The organism is Fusibacter sp., assembly GCF_057447755.1.
This window is the reverse complement of sequence record NZ_JBVBZF010000008.1, coordinates 1-16,236: the sequence shown is the minus strand read 5'-3', so window position 1 is coordinate 16,236 and position 16,236 is coordinate 1. Positions and strand designations below refer to the sequence as shown.

Below are 16,236 nucleotides of genomic sequence, written 5' to 3'. Positions count from 1 at the left end.
ATGAATGATCCATTATTTTATAAAATTATAGGCGGTACTATTTCCTTATTACTTGTAGTAATAGGGTTTTTTCTTGTCAGGTATATTAAGCAACAGGATGATACTAATAGAGAATTGACAAAATCAGTTAATAAGCTTACTACTGCTATAACTGGTTTAAGTGGTTCGGTAATAAGACAAGAAGAAAGACACAATGATTTTAAAAAAGAATATGATGAACACATTTATGATTATCACAAATCGGCATAATGCAGGCAGGAGTAAATAAAATATGGTTATATGAAGATAATGGATTGACATTCTACTATCATGACTTATCAGATTTGAATAAGATAAGTGCTTTAACTACATCAGGGGAAACGATAGAAATTGATAATTGCAAAGAGATAGATTTTTCATTTGATATTATTATAGGAAACAATAATAAGATTCTGTTTGATTATGAACTAAAGTTCAATAGGTGGGAACTGACAATTGATACCATTGAAGAAATAGAATCCATTAAAGAAAGTATATACGGATGGAAAGCATTGATATTGTTTTACGACGAGACATATAAATTTTATGATGTTCCTTTATTTTGTTCAGAAGATGCCCCTATCAAAGTTCAGGAAAGTATGACTTTTCAGCTTATTTTAAAAAACAGGGTACCCACAACAAAGAAACATCTGAATTATGAGACTATTGCTACTTTAGGAATAAAAGCAGATACAACGCTAGTAAGTGCGGATTCAACATTATATAGTGCAGATTATTCAACATGAGCATAGAAACTGTCATACAAGATACGCTTAGAAATATAGGCCAGGCCATTGCCGATGAAATACAAAGCAAAGGATTATCTGATACAGGCAAGTCCCAGGAATTTGAGGTTAATGTTGATGGTAATAAAGTTCAATTGATAGGTTATGATTATATTAAATATTTAATTTATGGTCGACCACCTGGTAAATTCCCTCCGGTAAATGTGATAAGGGAATATGTTGAGCGAAACGGAATAACCATGAATATTAATGGTCGTGAGCTTACTCCAAATCAAGTGGCTTATATGATTGGTAAAGGAATAAGTGAAAAAGGTACCCGTATTTATAGGGGAGAAATTGAGGGGGTTGATATTGATAGAATAATTGAAGATAATAAAAAAGATATGTATGATAAGATTGCTGATGAGGCGGTAAATGATGTCAAATTAAAATTAGGAATATGAGTTTGACTTTAATTACAAATCCGGTAACAACGGAAAGCGGAGTGACAAAAAATATATTCCCAGGTTTTAGGCCTGTTGAATATGTATTTAAAAGGGAAGATTTGGCCATTACTTCTGTTGGTTCCGGGCTTGATGATAATATAGAAGTGACCATCGGAACTGATTTAACTACTGAGTTATCTGTTGGTGATTTCTTTTACTTATATGCCCCAGGAGATAGTGGCGAATATACGTATGATCTTTCAGGTGAGATAACAGCTATAACAGCCACAACAATCACAATGGATTCAAAATTTATTGAAGCAGCTAGTTCAGGATATATTAATTATCTTCAGAATTATTATGTAGAAGTGGAACTGGTAGGGGAGGAAAATGTAAATAGAAAAGTTATTCCTTTCAGTCTTAAAGATGATGGCGACCCGGCAGGAAATATAACTATTGATGTATCTATTGCAAATGATAAAAACAGGCAAGCTTTTACATTAATCAGCGAGCCATTAACAGATGGAAGAATTAAGTTTGATGTTAGATATCGGGAAGTATCGGAAGGTTCCACCGGTTCATGGGTATCAATGGAAGACCCGATAATTATAGTTTTTGCATGGGAGCAAATGGATGTTGAAGAATTTATTAATGATTTTGATTATCCGAATATTTATAAAGGTTATGATTCGGGTGTTATTCTAAGTCATTCTGATAGTAATGGTTCTGCCTCATTTGTTGCATTGACATATAATGAATATGATATTAATAAAAGTGTTTTGACAAGTTCTAATGTTTTAGGACAAATAAGTAATTCATTATATGGATTGTTCTTTTTTCTAATTTCTAAATCAATAAGCTATAATTCAAATACAAAATATATTAAATTTACTGGTAATTATGTAAATCTACCGGATTATGAGCCTATAGATTATGCAAGTCCAGATTATAAAATTATATAGCCATGAGTAAATTAAATAAAACTGAATTTGATGCATTGACAAACTCGGTAATAGTCCCAACTGTAACAAATGCAATTCATATAACTCATTTAGAGGCACTGACAGAAAGTGTAGTATTAAAAAAACATCGTGTAGGTTCAATAACTTTAACTGGCGCAACACAAAGTGTCGATTTCACAAATTATGAAACATATCTTATTAATAGAGCTACATTAAATTGTTCTTATACAATTAGTGGTTTGGCTGTTGGTCAGATAGGGCATATTCAATTTTCATCAACCGGGACAATATCATTTACTAATGTGACATTATTTGGAGAAAATAGAGATAATGGATCATTCAGGATGAATCCTGTTACTTATACTATTATGAATATTAATGGTACATTAGTTGGTTTTTATTCAGGATCACAAACATTTAGTTTAACGGCTAGTTTAAATTGTAATGATTTAATTGGATATACAACGGATTTTGTAACAACAAATAATAATACTTTATCAAATGACCCATTTAGTGGAGCTAGAACAGGTAATTGTCATATAAGAACCAGGCAAATATTATCTACTGTAACAATTTTTGAATTTTTCTTTGTTGAAAATGGGACAGGTGATTATTATCAATATGTAGGTAGGGCATTGACAACAAGTATAGACTGGACATTAATTACATCTATTACATAATGGCATTTAGTAAAGAAATATATTTTGAAATCGTAACGCCAAAAAGTGAAACTGATCCTAATTACGAAGATCATGAATATTTACTTTGTTGGTATGGTAGAAACGGGGCATTTTATCAATATATGTTTTATGATCTTGAAACTGAAGTAAGGATAAGCGGTGAGGTAGTTAATGAACGTGACCAGGATGAAATAAAAACAATAATAAGCGGAGAGCAGAGAAATGTTTCTCTTTATGTTGAAGATGTCAGCAAAAATGATCTGGAAGTGATAGGTTCACTTTTGAGTGCAGAGAATATTATAAGATTGAAAAAAGATTCTACTTATGAAAATGTCGCTATTATTCCAGGCACTTATTCTTATAGGCTTTCAGATAAAAGATATAATATAAGTTTTGACATTCGCCGATGGAACTTGAAGTAAACGGTATAAAAGCAGACCTGGGAAACGCCACGCCGGCAATAACCCGAAAATCATTTGATATTGAAAACCCTCAGGATAGGTTTATTGATATCACCAATAGATTTGTTTTGCCATATACCCCTGTAAATAATGAGATATTTAATTCTCCGCTTGCCGTAAATTCTTCAAATGATAGCTTCGATAAATTTTATACAGTCAAATATATTGATCAGTTTATTATCTTTAATGGCTATGGAATATTAACCGGTGGTAATAGAAGAAAAGGTTATGAACTTCAGATAATAGATAAGAGTACGGATGTATTTGCATATCTTGATGCTCTTTTAACAGCTAAATTATGGGATGATTACGACATTTATCTAACTACTACTAGCAGAAATACTGTTGATAATGAAAGCATAGATCATCCTATTGTGTGGCCTCATATATGTTATCATAAAAAAAAGATTTCTTCAAAAACATCATTAACCGACCTTAAATATTCCCGGCCATGTATATATCTGCCAGGATTATTAAACTTGAGATTATCAGATATCGGTTATTCTTTTACCTCAACAAAAAAACTGGCATTAACACTTAATCACGAGAATTTCTTTTTTACTTCTTATCAAAAGATAATTACCGGGACCGTAAACGACGGTAATAATTTTAGCAATCTTAATGTAGATGATTTTTCAACATATGTTACTGTTGGTAGTACAACAATTGATGTTTTAGGTTTGCAAAGTAAATTTAGGTTAAGAGGGACTATCGAAGCATCAGCAGATTTAGTAATTACTATTTCAGCTTATGATTCAGTTGCCGGGACCACCGAAGTACAAAAATTTAACATAAGCTCTGAAGATACTGAGATCGATATTGAAACAGGAGAGTTGCAGAGCGAAAATAATACCCTTTCTTATTCGTTTGCTGTTTCAGGTGGTGATCTTACAATGACTGCATGTTATCTTTATTCATTGCATCCTGAAAAAGATGTCACTAATTTGGATACAAACCCATTTTCAGGATTTTTAATTAAGGTCCAGGATAACTTGCCAGATATCACCTTTAAAGATATCTATAAAACTATGTGTATATCTGAAAATTCAACACATATAATTGATACATTGGACCGAATCTTCGAATTAAGATCGTTTGCAAATATTAATAAGCTTAATTCATTAGATTGGTCCGATAGATTTATACAAGAAACAGATGATATAAGTGGTACTTTTTCAAATTTAGCTAAAAAGAACTGGTTAAGATATGACAATGATGAAACGGTACCTAAGTATTTAGGCCGTAGTTATTTCGAAGTTAATAATGATACTTTGCAAGATGAAAAAGATTATATTGTTTTTCCTTTTTCGGCAAGTGAACAAACAGAGATTTCAGGAAATGAGATTGTATCTATAAATATGTATGAAGATACTATGAGAATCTCAGATCAGACTATCAATATTAGGTTAATTGAAGTTGATAGCGGTTATAGTTCATTTTCTAATTTAGATTGGAATAATTTAAAATTAGAATTTGAAGGATTATTTAATTCTCTATATCGAATAAGGGCAATTAATTGTAAAATGAGCCTTAATAAACTTGATGTACTTGGATGGGATTTGGTACAACTTGTTTATATAGATTATTATAGCGCGTATTTCATTGTTAATGAAATATCAGATTTTGTAAGTAATACATTGACGGACGTAAAATTATTGAAATATGGCTGATAAAACAATATTAGTTGAAATCGAATATGATACAGATACGGCGGTTAAGAATATTAATAAGCTGTCTGATCAGATAGTTGAAAATGAGAAGCAAGCAAAAGCATTAAAAGATGCCTATAAAGAAGGTACTATTACCCAGGAACAATATTCCCAGGCATTAGCTGAAAACAATGAAGAATTAAAAAAAGGTAAAAGCGAACGGGCTAATTTTATTAAACAGATACAGAGTGAAAAAGGCAGTACTGATCAATTAACAGCAGCAAACAAAAGTCTAATAGCTGAAAGAAACAAACTATCCGGGGCAACGAAAGAAAGTCGTAAAAGAATATCTGAGATTAACAAAACCATTGATAAGAATAATAAACTAATCAATAAAAATAAATCTGAAACAGAAAAACAACGCGCTTCGTGGGGGCAAATGTCGCCGGCACTAGGAAAAGCTCAAAATGGTTTAAGAGGAATAGGTCAAGCGTTTAAAGCACTTTTAGCAAATCCTATTGTTGCTATAATTGCTGGAATAGTCGGGTCTTTTATTGCATTATCAAAAGCTTTAAGAAGATCAGAGGAAGGACAAAACGCATTTAATAAAGCATCTGCCGTATTGCGATCTATTTTTGAAACATTGCTTGATGTTTTAACAAAAGTAGCTGAAAAGATTGTGAAAGCTTTTAAAGACCCTCAACAGGCTGTGAAAGATTTATGGGAAATTATAAAGACAAATCTAGTAAACAGGGTTAAGGGATTAGCTGATCTTTTTGTCGGTTTAGGTGATGTTATAACGAATTCAATGAAACTGGCAGGAAATGCAATTGCTAATATCTTCAGAAAAACTAATAAAGACCTGGATATATTTAAAGAAAATCTTAAATCAGCCAGTGCCGATATTGGCAAAGCTCTTTTACAAACTGCAACTGGTTTTGATGCTGATAAAGTAATAGACGGATTTAAAAGGCTTGGTGATGAGATAAGAGCTGATGCAGATGCAACAAAAAGACTTGCAGATGCACAGGCAGCACTTGACAAACTTGTTAGAAAAAATGTAGTTGATGAGGCAAAATTAAGAAAAGAGATTTCTCAATTACGTTTGAAAGTAGCTGAAAAAGATAAATATTCAGATGAAGAAAGATTGTCATTAATTGACCAGGCAATAGAAAAAGAACAACAATTACTTGATCAAAATTTAATGATCGCTAAAGAAAGACTAAGAATAAGGAAAATACAAAATTCTTTGCATGCTTCTAATAAAGAAGATTTGGACGAAGAAGCAAGGCTTGAAGCTGAAGTATTCCGAGCGGAGCAAACAAGTTTTGAAGGTAGAAGAAGGTTAGCATCTGAGAGGGCGGCGATAGCGCAGAGATTAAATAAACAAGATGAAAAAAATACAGACGATGAAGTCGAAAGACGTAAAATAGCTTTACAAAAACTGGATGAACTAAATAAAAAATCACTATTAAGTCATATAAGTGATTTAGAAGAGAAAAGAGATAAAGAAATCGAATTTGAAAATGAAGAGTTTCAAAGGAAGATTGAAAATGAAATGCTACTAGCTGAAGAAATAGAATTGATAAAGGCAGAACATGCTATCAGATTATCAGAAATTGACGAGGAATATAAACAGGCAAAAATAGCTAAAGAGCAAGAGGCTCTACAGGTGACATTAGATTCTATTGATGCTATAGGAGAAGCAGCCGGAGCATTAGCAGATGAGCGAACAGCATTACAAGCGGATCTATTAAATAAAGCAGTTGCTTTTAACAAACTTGAAGGGGCAAGCGAAAAAGATAAATTTGCAGCCTTTGCAGGTTTTTCAAATAGTTTTACATCTTTAGTTAAAAAGAATTATGATAAAGAGTTTGCATCACTTGAGCAACAGAAGGCAGCAGCATTAGAACTTGCAGGAGATAATGAAGCAGCGAAAGAACAGATAGAAAGAGAATATGCTAAGAAAGCAGAAATATTAAAGAAAAAACAATTTGATTCTGATAAAAGAAAAGCTATTATAGATACTTTAATTAATACGGCTGTTGCTGTTGTCAAGGCATTACCAAACATTCCCCTTTCTGTTGTGGTGGGAGGTTTGGGATTAGCACAATCTGGTATAATTGCATCGAAAAAATATACACCTACTCAGATGGCTAAAGGTGGGAAGATGACACTTTTCGGAGGTAAAGATCATGCTCATGGAGGAACCCATCTTTATGGATCGGATGGAACGCATTTGGAAGTAGAAAAAGGAGAAGCCGCATATGTTCTTAATAAAAATGCTACTGCCGAGATATCAGCACTTAGCGCAATAAACGAAAGTCATGGGGGCAAAAGTTTTGCTCATAAATCATCCTTTTTACAGGATGGTGGACAAGCTCAAAGTGCTACTTCTCTTGATCAAACAGCCTTAATTAATGCTTTTAAGAATGTCACTATCATAACTAAAGTAAGCGATATTAAAACCGGATTAAGCAAATTTGAAGGTGTAATTAATAATTCAATAGTATGAAAAAAGATAAGAAACAATTAGAACAAAGAAGGCTGTTTATAAAAACAGCAATTAATGATCCCAAAGAAGCAGCAAAGATATTAAGAAGAAAAGCAAAAGGCCTTGAGAATTGCAGAACTACAACAGATACAATTGAAGCTTTGAAAGATATTCTGTACCTTAAAGAAGGACAAATATTCATAGATAATTCCTCTATTGAATAAATCATAATTTTGTTATCGAAATTCTATGTAATATTTTTAATTAAAATTTATTATATGGAATTTGATTTAATCGGCGATATAGGCGAAGATATTACACCGCAAATCGTACAGTCAATGTTAAAAGAAGCTGACGGCGAAGATGTAACATTCTATATGGCTTCTTTAGGCGGTTCCCTCGATGATGGAATTACAATAAATCAACTCATAAGTAAATATCCTGGTAAAACTTACGGTGTTCTTATTGGCAATACTGCCAGTGCCGGAACCGTTGCGATATTAGGATGTGACAAGGTAGAGGCAAAAAATACAGCTCCTTTTCTTATTCATAATGCTATCGACGGAAGGGGTGGCAATTCACGTGAATTAAGAAAACAAGCTGAAATGTTAGATAAGCATGATAAGATCATGGTAGGTATATATAAGAAAAAGACAGGTATGGACGAACAGGCCATTTTAGATTTAATGGCAAAAGAAGACTGGCTCTTACCTGAAGAGGCTAAAAAATTAGGATTTATTGATAGTATTTCAGAATCATCAAAACTGGTTGCATACTATCCAAACAATAAATTATCTAAAGAATTGTCAAATAAATTAAAAGCAAAAATGAATTTATTTAAAAACAAAAAGCATACATATGTTCATGCTTTAAAAAATGGTACTAATATTCTTGCTGATGCTGAACAGTTGGCCGCTGATGTTGAAGTTGCCCCTGTTGGAGCTGAAACTTTAGAAGATGGTACTTATGAGCTTGCTGATGGTCGTATGATCACAATAGCAGGCGGTTCAATAACTGAAGTGACTGAATCATCACCTGGCGCAGATGTTGACGTTGAGGCGATAGCCGAGTCAGCAGCCACAGCAGCAGTAGAAGCTATTACCCCTCTTATTGATGAGGTAAAAGCTGAGTTTGATAAAAAGATTCAGGCACTTGTGAAATCTCCTTCAGGCGGTGTGATCCCAAAAGAGACACAAAAATCAAAAAAACCTGAATTATCAGTAACAGCGAAGGTAAGAGAAAAAGTAAAGGCGCAATTTAAAGAACGTAAAAAAGCACGGGAGGGTAAATAATGGCCTTAACATTATCGAATTCGAATTATAATGGTGAAGTTTTAGAAACTTTATACACCGTTATGGGCGTAGGCAATGAAATTGGAAGAAAAGGAGCATGTACCTTTTTGCCAGGCATAGCAAAGAAAAAATCATTACCTAAACTGAGTAGGTCAACTCGACCTATTGGCACATATACTTCCGGGGCTCCCTCATCGGATACTGTTACAACCACATATGCAGAAAGATCAATTGATCCAAAAAATATGATGGTCTACGAGGAATTCATACCAGAAGAATTTCAAGATGTATGGGAAGCTTTCCAAAGTGTTGGTGATTTCACAAACCTTGAGCTTAATCAACGCCTCATGATGGCTATTCTTGATCTTTATCAAGATGGTATCGGTGAGCATATGAGTGAATTATTCTTCCAGGGTGACACCGGAAGCGGTACAGCAACTCTAGCATATTTCGATGGATTTGTTACCCGAGCCAGTGCTGATGCAAATGTAATTAAGCCGACACCTGCAGGAAATATCACAGCTTCAAACTTCTTTGATATCTTAGCAGCAACCTGGCAAGCAACGCCTAATAAATTTATTGAAGACCCTGACTTCTTCTTTGCATTGAATAGCACTGATTATAAATTAATGATGACTGCTAATACAAACCTGAAAAAAGATTTTGTTGGTGTATTTGGTCAATCATTGGAAACAATGTATCAAACAAACAAAATCCAACATTTTACAGGTATGCCACAGCATCATATTTTAGGTTATAAAGTAAATGCAAGCGAAGCCCGTTCAAATGCTTTCTTAGGTAGTTGGGTTGATCCTGATAAAGAAAGTATAAGAGTTGATCGTGTGACGAATTCATCTGATACTTGGTTTATAAGAATAAATCTTAAATCAGATATGAATTATCGTGAATCAAGTGAAATCGTTCTTTATGAACCAGCTTAGAAAGGAGGTATAAAATGAAAAAGTTAATATTATTATTCAGTTTATCACTTTTATTTGTTGCTGTAAATGCACAAAAATATGATTATCCGCTTGCTGATGATACAATAAAAGGTGATACAAATTATATCCCTTCTTCATCTGGATATGATTTGAAAAATATTGAAAGTGGGGTTTTCACTTTTACATTTACTCATACCGATGTTGCAGACTCATTGAGCTTTGCGGGATTAGAATACCGTAATACTACGACTCAATCGTGGGCAGCATATACCGGAAATGGTGTTCTTTCCGTCACTTCTACAGACGGACAAAGCCAAGTGTATATATCTACTCCTATGAAAGATAGGTATGTGCGAGCGCGTTTGTCGTGTGCATCCGGTGATACGGTGGTTATCACGAAGCAATCATTTATTTTAAAGGAGGATTAGCCATGAGTTGTAAAATAGATAGGGGTTCGGCATTTGATTGTGAAACCCAAACCCAGGCAGGGATAAAAGACTATGTGTATTTAGTCAATTTTGATGATTTTTCAGAAAATCAAGTCCTTACTGAAGATGGCACTTCACATGAAATAACAGCGTTGACATTGGCATCTGGGACGCAGGGTTATAAATTCGAAGCCCCACAAGGTTCATTGCATATCATACCTTCATCACCATTCAGAGCAGCAACCGGAAGAAATGGATTTGATCACACACTGGATATCAGAGCGCAAGATGTAAGCCAGTTATCACGGGAAAATATTGAAAAACTTCTTTACAATAAGGTAGTTGCCTTTGTTCCATTATCAAATGGAAAATATTTGTTATATGGCCGTAATGTAGGAATGAGAATCAGCGATTATCAGGAAAACCCAGGGGATGCAGACATAGGTGGGACAATTCAATTTGTATTAAAAACACCTGATAATGATCCCCCTGAAATGGGTGCGCCGCATGTAGTTGCAAGCACTTATGATATTACAGAACTTGATACACCGGCAGCATAGGAGGTTTATCATGTATACTACAGAACATAAAATAACAGTAAAAGGAAAGCCGGTAAAAGATATTAACCGGCTTCCTCAACATTTATTAGATAAGTTAGTTAAACAAAATATTATTAAACATGTCACAGACAAACCAACCACAGAAGGCACCACAGAACCAACCACAACCAAGTCAAACACAGGAAGCAAAAGCAGCAGAAGCAGAGGCCAAAGCAAAGGCTAAAGCAGAAGCAGAGGCCAAAGCAAAGGCGGAAGCAAAAGAAATAAGCAAGGTTTTAGAAAGCTCATATGAGCGTTATGCAACTCTTAAATTCATTGAATTTGATGGTGGTAAGTTGAAAGAGCCAATTAAAAAAGAATTGTCAGAATTGGAAGAATCAATCAAAAAGGCCAAAGCACCAAAAGCAAAGAAAACGGTTACGGCTGCAATTGGTACACACACCTTGAAAATGGTTGAAGGGGTTCCGATGCCATTATCTTACATTGAAATTCTTAAGAATAATAATGTAATTGATATTTATTGTGAGTAATACCAATAACACTGATAAGACGTTCGACGAGAATCCGAAGAAAGTAACTATAAATACTATTCAACGGACCACTCTTGTCGAACGTATTTGTATAGATAAGTTTTATCCTGGTGATAGGATTATCCCTTATGACCTGGATAATCTTTATCCCAATAAAATAAAAAATATTGCACTTCGAAGTGGCTCAACAAAATCTGCCATTGGTACGCAAAGTGCATTTTTACGAGGTGAAGGATTTGAGGGTATGAAAACCATAATTAATAAAGACAAGCAAACAGGATGGGATATGCTTAGACACATTGCCAGGCAAAGGTCAATGTTCGGAGGTTTTGCTTTACATTTTAATTTTAATATTTTTGGTCAAATAGCAGAAATAAACCCGGTTCCGTTTGAGTGGTTAAGATGGGATAAAAAATTAGAAAAATTAGTATTAAATACTGATTGGGCAAGGCAAAGGAGATATGTAAAAGATGAAAAAGAATATTCTCCCTATAACCCTGAAAATGTAATGGCAGAGATTGAGACCGCCGGAGGATTAGAAAAGTATGAAGGCCAAATAATGTATTTTATTGATGACTGGCAAGACATATATCCGATACCTGAATGGGATAGTGTTTTAGATGACGCGCAGTTCGAAGCAGAAAGTAAAATTTATAAGTTATCATGTATTCAAAATGATTATTCCCTGAGTGGCTTTTTCATGTATCCAAAATTTATTGAAGGTGAGCAGGAGATTATAGAAATAAAAAAAGATTTACGCCAAGATACCGGAAGCGCAAATGCAGGAGGGATAAAAGTATTTGGTTATAATCCAACAGAAGAAATGCGAGGATATAAACCATTTCAATCCATTGGAAGAAATAACATTGATAATTTACATAAAAATCAGAATGAAGATGCGAAATTGAATATTTATCATGCTTTTAGACAGCCGCCAATACTTAACGGGGTTACTGAAAATGGTATGTTTAACAAAGCTTCTTTTGCTGATGCTCATGATTATTATAATAATCAGATAGAAACAGAAAGAAAAGATGTTGAGAATATAATGACTGAAATATTTATGAATAGCATATGGCCAATGCAAGTTCAGATTATACCAAAAAAGAATTTATCTAATGGAACGGTTATTAATTAATATTGAAGATGTTAGGGAATATCGGGATATTGACCCGAATTATAATGAAGAAAGATTTAACGCTTTTCTTCGTGATATCCAAAGAAGAAATTTAAGGGATTTTCTTGGCTCATCTCTTTATCTTGATATGATGAATAACATTGCAGAATCAAAATATACAGACCTTGTAGAAGGAAAAGAATATACATATGAAAGTGAAACAATAGAATATTTGGGATTAAAGCCTATATTGGTTTATTTATGGCTGGCTAAAGTTGCAAGGGAAGGGGAGCAATATATTACCAATTATGGACCAGTAAACTTTGATAATAATACCCAGGAAATGTTTAAGCAATCAGCAAATAAAGAAAGAATTGCAAATGATTATATGGCTACTTCACAATATTATATGAATGAAGCGATAAGATTTTTAGATACATATTACACCACCTATCCATTATGGAAAAGAAGAATTGAAAAAAAAGGAACTCAATTTACAATGTTTAAGATATGATATTAAGTAAGAATTTTAAATTAGAAGAATTTACCAGGAGCCAAACAGCAATCCGGTATGATATAGATAATGAACCCAATTGTCATCAAATTGACAATATTATCTATTTAGTAAAAGAAATTTTGCAGCCTTTACGAGAAATATACGGGTCTATTCATATAAATAGCGGTTTTAGATCGGATAAATTAAACGGTATGATAGGAGGAGCGAGAAATAGTCAACATTGTGATGGTATGGCCGCAGATATAAACTTACCTGATATGAAAAGCGCATTTCATTATATTGCGAAAGGATTTGATTTTGATCAATTAATATGGGAGTTTGGTGATGATGATCAACCGGCATGGATACATATATCTTATAATAAAAATGGCAATAGAAAAGAGATATTAAAAGCTGTTAGAGAAAATGGTAAAACTAAATATATAAGATTATAATGGAAAAATTTTTATTAATCACTACTATTGTAAGCTCAGTATTATCATTAGGGCTTATTAAGCTTTTACATGTTCTTATTAAAGAAGTAAAAGACGTAATAGAAACATATAAGAAAGCTAATGCAGATGGTAAGATTACCGAAGCTGAAAGCCAGGAAATAACTAAAGAAACTGTTGAGGCTGTTGAAGCCAGTATTAAATTAGGCTTAGCTATAAAAAAAGCATTTGGTTTAATAAAGAAGAATTAGCCTTCTATCAATTTTCATCTTATCTAATGAAACCACCTTTCTTAATTGATTGGTGGTTTTTTTGTGCAAATATTTTCACAAGTGAAAATAATTTCATATATTTGTTAACGGTTTGTATATGGCAAGTTGGGGGTTAAAATGTGCTGACCTTTCAACTTGCAACAAAGTAAATTAACAGCACAAATATAGCAAACTGGAATACGCCCCCAATTTGCTATATACATTGTTATAGGGCGTTTATTGTTGGATTATGGTAAAAGTAGGTACATATTGGAAACACCAAGATTGTTTTGACCCAAAAAGGCAGAGAACATATTTTTGGAAATATAGTAAAATTGTTAGAATTGATGAATTTCCAGAGGGTAGGATTTGGTGCGAAACAGTAAGTTTAGGCGCATACCATACGCATATTGATATGGATCATAAATCATATACAAAAATTGTGTGTAAGGAGGAAATAACCAGAGAGGAATATTTAAAAGCTATAAATGAAGGAGTGCGCAAGGCTTTAAATGCCCTATAACTAGTTTATATAAACCATTAAATAAATTTCACATATGGAAAGATCAGAAATAATAAAGGAAAGATTAAAAGAATGTATTCATAATGGCGAACTTACTAATGATGATTTAGTGAAAATATTTGAATATATAAGAGATGTCTTAAATCTTCAAACTATTGAATCTTTTAGAAAACAACATGGATTAAGTTATAATGGTGTCAAGTTCAAAAAGAATAAACGTGTATTTATAAGAGGAAAACAGTTCATTGTTGATAATGAATAATTGGTATTAAATTGGTAAAAATTGACATTTAATTAATAATTTATAGATATAAATGAAACAATATAATATATTTACCGTATAAATAAGAAAAGAAATTAATAATTAAAAATCTTACAAAATGAAAGCAACAGTAAAAATAACAAACAAAGAAGTTTACAATGAAAGAGTAATTAACGTAGATTTAGACTTTCATAAAGGCGGAATGAATGGTGATGTAGTTATTGAAGTTGAAGGCGAAGATGAAAGATGCATCACAGGTGAACATGGCTCACACGATTATGAAGAAGAGTATGGATTTATAATAGTACAGAATACCCTTAGAGGTTTGTAAGATTCCCTCTTAGGGAATTATGCCCCGCACTGAAACAAATGCGGGGCTTTCGTAGTATAAACAAATAAAATCTTACAATTATGAAATCATTAGACAAATTAATCATTAAACATGCTTTAAATGTGATATTAAATCACATTGATCATCAATCATTCAGAGATCAGGAATTATTAAAGAGTGGAACAGAATTTACTATATCTACTGGAAAAGAAATATCAGAAGATCCAGGATACCAAGAATTATTAAAATCACTTTGTGAATTAACCGGAATAAAATATTAAAAATGAAAAAACGAAAAATAGAAACCAATAAAAAGTATGATGAAAGGATAATGTTATTAAACCGTCATGCTATGCTTATTTCATTTCTTGGGACAAAGAATGAAAATGAACTTACACAGATAAATATTGAAAAGTTAGAAGAGAATTTTTTTAATAATTACGGATATAAAATTACTGAAGATACAGATTATAAAAGAGAAGCTGAAAAGTGGAAAATATAAAATTATAACGTGATGCAAATAAGCAATGTGCGCCACGAAAGTCGCATAAAATTTGATACGAATTACAAACCTCCGCATACTGTGTGCGGGCAAAACTGTATAAAATGACAAGAGATGAGCATATTAATTATCTAAGAATTGCACTTGGATTGCAAAAGATAGGAGTAAATAATGAAACAGCGGATAGGATTATAGAGACTTATGAAGCTGTACTTAAATTGAAAGGTAAATTTAGTGTTAACGACGCTGTTGATATTGAAATGAAGATGGATAGAAAGTATACTGAAATTAAAGTGCGAGCGCAGGAAAACGGTACTGACGAGTGAGCGCATTTTGTTTATTTGCTGTTATAATACTGGTGGCGTGGCTAACGGATTCAGCGAGCGAGCATGAACGCAAAAGTAATATGCTGTTAAATGTGTCGGACACATTCACACGCCACTTGTTTATAACGGCCTTCGGGTCATGCTCTGTTTGATACGGTTTTTGAGGTACGAAAAAAAGGAGTATCAAATTGAGTATAACCGATGTTCGAGTCACGTTCGCTTCGTTACTGTATGAAGCCGATTAGAACCGACCCGAAGGCCGTTCAAGTCAATTAGGTAGTGGGAATTTAATTTTTTAACTTAAAATATAGTACAATGGATATTCAAGAATTAATTAATAAATATGAACATGAACTTGAATCATTAAAGCAAGAGAAAAGGTATAATATAAGTAGAAATTTTAACGAAGGCACCACTTTTAATGCTGGTGAAATAATTCAAGTTCAATCTATAATCGAAGACCTTAAAAAATTAAATGTAGCTACCGTCAAGCGTAGTGAATTAATTGATTTTTGTCATCATCTGTTTAATACAGATAGACTTAAAAACATATATTCAGATATTGAAAATATTGTTGATGCTTATCTAAAATCAATTAATGTAACGAAGCGTAATTGACTTGAACTAGTTTATATAAACCATTAAATAAATTTCACATGGAAAAATTAAAATATATAAAAGATTGTTATTTCTGTCAAAATCTTGATTTATATAGCGACAAATGTCCATATGTAAAAGAAGGTGATAAACTTAAAATATGTAATAAATATAAAGAAAAATGAGCATAGTT

Annotated in this window: 25 protein-coding genes; all 25 read left to right on the top strand. The window is 32.8% G+C overall.

Annotated features, from left to right (window positions below; genetic code table 11):
* The 25 genes from AC220I_RS04265 (at window position 1) to AC220I_RS04145 (ending at window position 16,064) form a co-directional block, all read left to right on the top strand.
* The gene (locus AC220I_RS04265; RefSeq protein ID WP_486722585.1) at window positions 1-249 is read left to right on the top strand and encodes a hypothetical protein; all 249 of its coding nucleotides are present in this window, start codon (window positions 1-3) and stop codon (window positions 247-249) included.
* Window positions 249-764 carry a hypothetical protein gene (locus AC220I_RS04260; RefSeq protein ID WP_486722584.1) on the top strand — a complete coding sequence of 172 codons (516 nt, stop codon included), beginning with the start codon at window positions 249-251 and terminating at the stop codon, window positions 762-764. Before AC220I_RS04265 ends, AC220I_RS04260 begins: the two co-directional genes overlap by 1 nt.
* Window positions 761-1,207 carry a hypothetical protein gene (locus tag AC220I_RS04255; protein ID WP_486722583.1) on the top strand — a complete coding sequence of 149 codons (447 nt, stop codon included), beginning with the start codon at window positions 761-763 and terminating at the stop codon, window positions 1,205-1,207. Before AC220I_RS04260 ends, AC220I_RS04255 begins: the two co-directional genes overlap by 4 nt.
* A 2-nt stretch (window positions 1,208-1,209) precedes the next feature.
* Window positions 1,210-2,151, top strand: a complete 942-nt coding sequence (locus AC220I_RS04250; RefSeq protein WP_486722582.1) for a hypothetical protein — start codon at window positions 1,210-1,212, stop codon at window positions 2,149-2,151.
* Between the two features lie 2 nt (window positions 2,152-2,153).
* Window positions 2,154-2,831 (top strand): hypothetical protein, encoded by a 678-nt coding sequence (locus AC220I_RS04245; RefSeq protein WP_486722581.1) that lies wholly within the window; start codon window positions 2,154-2,156, stop codon window positions 2,829-2,831.
* Entirely contained in the window at window positions 2,831-3,253 is a 423-nt protein-coding gene (locus AC220I_RS04240; protein ID WP_486722580.1) for a hypothetical protein, read from the top strand. Before AC220I_RS04245 ends, AC220I_RS04240 begins: the two co-directional genes overlap by 1 nt.
* Entirely contained in the window at window positions 3,238-4,962 is a 1,725-nt protein-coding gene (locus tag AC220I_RS04235) for a hypothetical protein (RefSeq protein WP_486722579.1), read from the top strand. The genes AC220I_RS04240 and AC220I_RS04235 overlap by 16 nt, the downstream gene beginning before the upstream one ends.
* Window positions 4,955-7,456, top strand: coding sequence for a hypothetical protein (locus AC220I_RS04230; protein WP_486722578.1), 2,502 nt, complete (start codon window positions 4,955-4,957; stop codon window positions 7,454-7,456). Before AC220I_RS04235 ends, AC220I_RS04230 begins: the two co-directional genes overlap by 8 nt.
* A complete protein-coding gene (locus AC220I_RS04225) occupies window positions 7,453-7,659 on the top strand; it encodes a hypothetical protein (protein ID WP_486722577.1) in 207 nt (68 codons plus the stop codon). The genes AC220I_RS04230 and AC220I_RS04225 overlap by 4 nt, the downstream gene beginning before the upstream one ends.
* Window positions 7,660-7,668: 9 nt before the next feature.
* Entirely contained in the window at window positions 7,669-8,727 is a 1,059-nt protein-coding gene (locus AC220I_RS04220) for a Clp protease ClpP (RefSeq protein WP_486722576.1), read from the top strand.
* Complete coding sequence (locus AC220I_RS04215) at window positions 8,727-9,668, top strand: hypothetical protein (protein ID WP_486722575.1); 942 nt, start codon at window positions 8,727-8,729, stop codon at window positions 9,666-9,668. Before AC220I_RS04220 ends, AC220I_RS04215 begins: the two co-directional genes overlap by 1 nt.
* A 14-nt stretch (window positions 9,669-9,682) precedes the next feature.
* The gene (locus tag AC220I_RS04210; RefSeq protein WP_486722574.1) at window positions 9,683-10,096 is read left to right on the top strand and encodes a hypothetical protein; all 414 of its coding nucleotides are present in this window, start codon (window positions 9,683-9,685) and stop codon (window positions 10,094-10,096) included.
* Between the two features lie 2 nt (window positions 10,097-10,098).
* The gene (locus AC220I_RS04205) at window positions 10,099-10,656 is read left to right on the top strand and encodes a hypothetical protein (RefSeq protein ID WP_486722573.1); all 558 of its coding nucleotides are present in this window, start codon (window positions 10,099-10,101) and stop codon (window positions 10,654-10,656) included.
* Window positions 10,657-10,775: 119 nt separating this feature from the next.
* The gene (locus AC220I_RS04200) at window positions 10,776-11,186 is read left to right on the top strand and encodes a hypothetical protein (protein ID WP_486722572.1); all 411 of its coding nucleotides are present in this window, start codon (window positions 10,776-10,778) and stop codon (window positions 11,184-11,186) included.
* The gene (locus tag AC220I_RS04195) at window positions 11,179-12,324 is read left to right on the top strand and encodes a hypothetical protein (RefSeq protein WP_486722571.1); all 1,146 of its coding nucleotides are present in this window, start codon (window positions 11,179-11,181) and stop codon (window positions 12,322-12,324) included. Before AC220I_RS04200 ends, AC220I_RS04195 begins: the two co-directional genes overlap by 8 nt.
* Window positions 12,305-12,817, top strand: a complete 513-nt coding sequence (locus AC220I_RS04190; protein WP_486722570.1) for a DUF6712 family protein — start codon at window positions 12,305-12,307, stop codon at window positions 12,815-12,817. The genes AC220I_RS04195 and AC220I_RS04190 overlap by 20 nt, the downstream gene beginning before the upstream one ends.
* Window positions 12,814-13,254, top strand: a complete 441-nt coding sequence (locus tag AC220I_RS04185; RefSeq protein WP_486722569.1) for a D-Ala-D-Ala carboxypeptidase family metallohydrolase — start codon at window positions 12,814-12,816, stop codon at window positions 13,252-13,254. Before AC220I_RS04190 ends, AC220I_RS04185 begins: the two co-directional genes overlap by 4 nt.
* Window positions 13,254-13,502, top strand: coding sequence for a hypothetical protein (locus AC220I_RS04180; protein WP_486722568.1), 249 nt, complete (start codon window positions 13,254-13,256; stop codon window positions 13,500-13,502). The genes AC220I_RS04185 and AC220I_RS04180 overlap by 1 nt, the downstream gene beginning before the upstream one ends.
* A 250-nt stretch (window positions 13,503-13,752) precedes the next feature.
* Window positions 13,753-14,025 carry a hypothetical protein gene (locus tag AC220I_RS04175; protein WP_486722567.1) on the top strand — a complete coding sequence of 91 codons (273 nt, stop codon included), beginning with the start codon at window positions 13,753-13,755 and terminating at the stop codon, window positions 14,023-14,025.
* Between the two features lie 34 nt (window positions 14,026-14,059).
* Complete coding sequence (locus tag AC220I_RS04170; protein WP_486722566.1) at window positions 14,060-14,287, top strand: hypothetical protein; 228 nt, start codon at window positions 14,060-14,062, stop codon at window positions 14,285-14,287.
* A 118-nt stretch (window positions 14,288-14,405) separates the two neighbouring features.
* The gene (locus AC220I_RS04165) at window positions 14,406-14,618 is read left to right on the top strand and encodes a hypothetical protein (RefSeq protein WP_486722565.1); all 213 of its coding nucleotides are present in this window, start codon (window positions 14,406-14,408) and stop codon (window positions 14,616-14,618) included.
* Between the two features lie 80 nt (window positions 14,619-14,698).
* A complete protein-coding gene (locus tag AC220I_RS04160; RefSeq protein ID WP_486722564.1) occupies window positions 14,699-14,899 on the top strand; it encodes a hypothetical protein in 201 nt (66 codons plus the stop codon).
* Window positions 14,900-14,901: 2 nt separating this feature from the next.
* Window positions 14,902-15,120: a hypothetical protein gene (locus AC220I_RS04155; protein ID WP_486722563.1), complete on the top strand. Its 219-nt coding sequence runs from the start codon at window positions 14,902-14,904 to the stop codon at window positions 15,118-15,120.
* Between the two features lie 104 nt (window positions 15,121-15,224).
* Window positions 15,225-15,446, top strand: a complete 222-nt coding sequence (locus tag AC220I_RS04150) for a hypothetical protein (protein ID WP_486722562.1) — start codon at window positions 15,225-15,227, stop codon at window positions 15,444-15,446.
* Between the two features lie 315 nt (window positions 15,447-15,761).
* Window positions 15,762-16,064 (top strand): hypothetical protein, encoded by a 303-nt coding sequence (locus AC220I_RS04145; RefSeq protein WP_486722561.1) that lies wholly within the window; start codon window positions 15,762-15,764, stop codon window positions 16,062-16,064.
* Window positions 16,065-16,236 lie beyond the last annotated feature (172 nt).

Coding starts and splice junctions, on each gene's coding strand:
- AC220I_RS04255 (WP_486722583.1), top strand. CDS start 761: ATGAGCATAGAAACTGTCATACAAGATACGCTTAGAAATATAGGCCAG.
- AC220I_RS04230 (WP_486722578.1), top strand. CDS start 4,955: ATGGCTGATAAAACAATATTAGTTGAAATCGAATATGATACAGATACG.
- AC220I_RS04240 (WP_486722580.1), top strand. CDS start 2,831: ATGGCATTTAGTAAAGAAATATATTTTGAAATCGTAACGCCAAAAAGT.
- AC220I_RS04265 (WP_486722585.1), top strand. CDS start 1: ATGAATGATCCATTATTTTATAAAATTATAGGCGGTACTATTTCCTTA.
- AC220I_RS04225 (WP_486722577.1), top strand. CDS start 7,453: ATGAAAAAAGATAAGAAACAATTAGAACAAAGAAGGCTGTTTATAAAA.
- AC220I_RS04180 (WP_486722568.1), top strand. CDS start 13,254: ATGGAAAAATTTTTATTAATCACTACTATTGTAAGCTCAGTATTATCA.
- AC220I_RS04210 (WP_486722574.1), top strand. CDS start 9,683: ATGAAAAAGTTAATATTATTATTCAGTTTATCACTTTTATTTGTTGCT.
- AC220I_RS04235 (WP_486722579.1), top strand. CDS start 3,238: ATGGAACTTGAAGTAAACGGTATAAAAGCAGACCTGGGAAACGCCACG.
- AC220I_RS04150 (WP_486722562.1), top strand. CDS start 15,225: ATGACAAGAGATGAGCATATTAATTATCTAAGAATTGCACTTGGATTG.
- AC220I_RS04165 (WP_486722565.1), top strand. CDS start 14,406: ATGAAAGCAACAGTAAAAATAACAAACAAAGAAGTTTACAATGAAAGA.
- AC220I_RS04170 (WP_486722566.1), top strand. CDS start 14,060: ATGGAAAGATCAGAAATAATAAAGGAAAGATTAAAAGAATGTATTCAT.
- AC220I_RS04145 (WP_486722561.1), top strand. CDS start 15,762: ATGGATATTCAAGAATTAATTAATAAATATGAACATGAACTTGAATCA.
- AC220I_RS04185 (WP_486722569.1), top strand. CDS start 12,814: ATGATATTAAGTAAGAATTTTAAATTAGAAGAATTTACCAGGAGCCAA.
- AC220I_RS04205 (WP_486722573.1), top strand. CDS start 10,099: ATGAGTTGTAAAATAGATAGGGGTTCGGCATTTGATTGTGAAACCCAA.
- AC220I_RS04175 (WP_486722567.1), top strand. CDS start 13,753: ATGGTAAAAGTAGGTACATATTGGAAACACCAAGATTGTTTTGACCCA.
- AC220I_RS04215 (WP_486722575.1), top strand. CDS start 8,727: ATGGCCTTAACATTATCGAATTCGAATTATAATGGTGAAGTTTTAGAA.
- AC220I_RS04155 (WP_486722563.1), top strand. CDS start 14,902: ATGAAAAAACGAAAAATAGAAACCAATAAAAAGTATGATGAAAGGATA.
- AC220I_RS04160 (WP_486722564.1), top strand. CDS start 14,699: ATGAAATCATTAGACAAATTAATCATTAAACATGCTTTAAATGTGATA.
- AC220I_RS04260 (WP_486722584.1), top strand. CDS start 249: ATGCAGGCAGGAGTAAATAAAATATGGTTATATGAAGATAATGGATTG.
- AC220I_RS04245 (WP_486722581.1), top strand. CDS start 2,154: ATGAGTAAATTAAATAAAACTGAATTTGATGCATTGACAAACTCGGTA.
- AC220I_RS04190 (WP_486722570.1), top strand. CDS start 12,305: ATGGAACGGTTATTAATTAATATTGAAGATGTTAGGGAATATCGGGAT.
- AC220I_RS04200 (WP_486722572.1), top strand. CDS start 10,776: ATGTCACAGACAAACCAACCACAGAAGGCACCACAGAACCAACCACAA.